Annotated in this window: 2 protein-coding genes; both read left to right on the forward strand. The window is 58.3% G+C overall.

The window, feature by feature from the left end:
- The coding region (locus ACIP1X_RS28065) for a CTP synthase (RefSeq protein ID WP_400755897.1) at positions 1–1,464 on the forward strand (1,464 nt) is incomplete at its 5' end.
- Between the two features lie 5 nt (positions 1,465–1,469).
- Entirely contained in the window at positions 1,470–2,315 is an 846-nt protein-coding gene (kdsA, locus tag ACIP1X_RS28070; RefSeq protein ID WP_400755898.1) for a 3-deoxy-8-phosphooctulonate synthase, read from the forward strand.
- Positions 2,316–2,481: the final 166 nt, after the last annotated feature.

Here is a 2,481-nt window from a genome sequence, read left to right on the forward strand (position 1 = left end):
GGCGAAGTGTTCGTCACCCACGACGGCGCCGAGACCGACCTGGACCTGGGCCACTACGAGCGGTTCATCCGCACGACCATGACCCAGAACAACAACTTCACCACTGGCCGTGTTTACGAACACGTACTGCGCAAAGAGCGCCGTGGTGATTACCTGGGTGCAACCATCCAGGTGATTCCGCACATCACCGACGAAATCAAGCGCCGCATCATCAAGGGTGCTGGCGACGCTGACGTGGCGATGGTTGAAATCGGTGGCACCGTCGGTGACATCGAGTCGCAACCGTTCCTCGAAGCGATCCGCCAACTGCGTTTCGAAGTCGGCGCCAAGCGCGCGATGCTGATGCACCTGACTCTGGTGCCGTACATCGCCACTGCCGGCGAGACCAAAACCAAGCCAACCCAGCACTCGGTGAAAGAGCTGCGTTCGATCGGCCTGCAGCCAGACGTACTGGTGTGCCGTTCCGATCACCCGATCGACATCTCGTCGCGTCGCAAGATCGCTCAGTTCACCAACGTTGAAGAACGTGCGGTGATCGCGCTGGAAGACGCCGATACCATCTACAAGATCCCTGGCATCCTGCACTCGCAGGGTCTGGACGATTTCGTCGTTGAGCGTTTCGGTCTGCAGTGCGGCAGCGCTGATCTGTCCGAGTGGGAAGCGGTGGTTGACGCCAAGCTGAACCCGGAACACGAAGTGACCATCGCCATGGTCGGCAAGTACATGGAACTGCTGGACGCCTACAAGTCGCTGATCGAAGCGATGAGTCATGCCGGCATCAGCAATCGCACCAAGGTCAATCTGCGTTACATCGATTCCGAAGACATCGAAAACCAGGGCACCGCGCTGCTCGAAGGTGTCGACGCGATCCTCGTACCGGGCGGCTTCGGTCTGCGCGGCGTGGAAGGCAAGATCACCGCCGTTCAGTACGCTCGTGAGAACAAGGTTCCGTACCTGGGCATCTGCCTCGGCATGCAAGTGGCGGTCATCGAGTTCGCCCGTAACGTGATGGGCTGGAAAGACGCCAACTCCACCGAGTTCGACCGCGCCAGCGGCCACCCGGTTGTGGGTCTGATCACCGAATGGGAAGACGCGACCGGCGCCGTTGAAGTGCGTACCGAAACGTCCGATCTGGGCGGCACCATGCGCCTCGGCGCTCAGGAATGCCTGCTTGAAGCCGGCTCCAAGGTGCACGACTGCTACGCCAAGGATGTGATCGTCGAGCGTCACCGTCACCGTTACGAAGTGAACAACAAGCTGCTGCCACAACTGATCGAAGCCGGCCTGAAAATCTCCGGTCGCTCGGCTGACGCAGCGCTGGTTGAAGTGGTAGAAGCGGCCGATCACCCATGGTTTGTTGCTTGCCAGTTCCACCCTGAGTTCACCTCGACACCACGCGATGGCCACCCGCTGTTCAGCGGTTTCGTCAAAGCAGCGTTGGCTCAACACCAGAAGAAGGCGTAACCCCGATGGCACAGAAGATCATCCGCGTCGGCGACATCGAGATTGCCAACGACAAACCCATGGTGCTGTTCGGCGGCATGAACGTGCTGGAAAGCCGTGACATGGCCATGCAGGTTTGCGAAGAGTACGTAAAGGTCACCGAAAAACTCGGTATCCCTTACGTGTTCAAGGCAAGTTTCGACAAGGCCAACCGGTCTTCTGTGCATTCGTATCGTGGCCCTGGCCTGGAAGAGGGCATGCGCATCTTCCAGGACATCAAACAAGCCTTCGGCGTACCGATCATCACCGACGTCCACGAGCCTGATCAGGCCGCGGTCGTCGCTGAGGTCTGCGACATCATTCAACTGCCGGCCTTACTGTCGCGCCAGACCGATCTGGGCGTCGCGATGGCCAAGACCAACGCAGTGATCAATATCAAGAAAGCCCAGTTCCTCGCGCCTCAGGAAATGAAACACATCCTGAGCAAGTGCGTGGAAGCGGGTAACGACCAACTGATCCTCTGCGAGCGTGGTTCGAGCTTCGGCTACAACAACCTCGTGGTCGACATGCTCGGCTTCGGCATCATGAAGCAGTTCGAGTATCCGGTTTTCTTCGACGTGACCCACGCGCTGCAAATGCCAGGCGGTCGTTCCGACTCCGCTGGCGGTCGCCGTGCGCAGGTGCTGGATCTGGCCAAGGCCGGCATGAGCCAGTCGCTGGCGGGTCTGTTCCTCGAAGCGCATCCTGATCCGGACAACGCCAAATGCGACGGCCCTTGCGCCTTGCGTCTGGACAAACTGGAGCCATTTCTGGCCCAGCTCAAAGCTTTGGACGAACTGGTGAAGAGTTTTCCGACGGTAGAAACCGCGTAACACTCAATTCTCCGGTAAAGTACCGCACGATTTGTCGCACATGCCCTCGGGCATGTGCGTTGTCGTCTGCAAGCTGCCCGCTGCACACCACATGCCGACCGTAAAAAGAATTACTATAAAAGCGTCGTTTTAGTCAAAATTTGAGTGTTTAAAACAAAAGCAAAAA

Source organism: Pseudomonas sp. NPDC088885, from assembly GCF_044750025.1.
GTDB classification, from domain to species: Bacteria; Pseudomonadota; Gammaproteobacteria; order Pseudomonadales; family Pseudomonadaceae; genus Aquipseudomonas; species Aquipseudomonas rustica.

Excerpts from the sequence above, each read along its gene's own strand:
- kdsA (WP_400755898.1), top strand. The coding sequence starts at position 1,470 with ATGGCACAGAAGATCATCCGCGTCGGCGACATCGAGATTGCCAACGAC.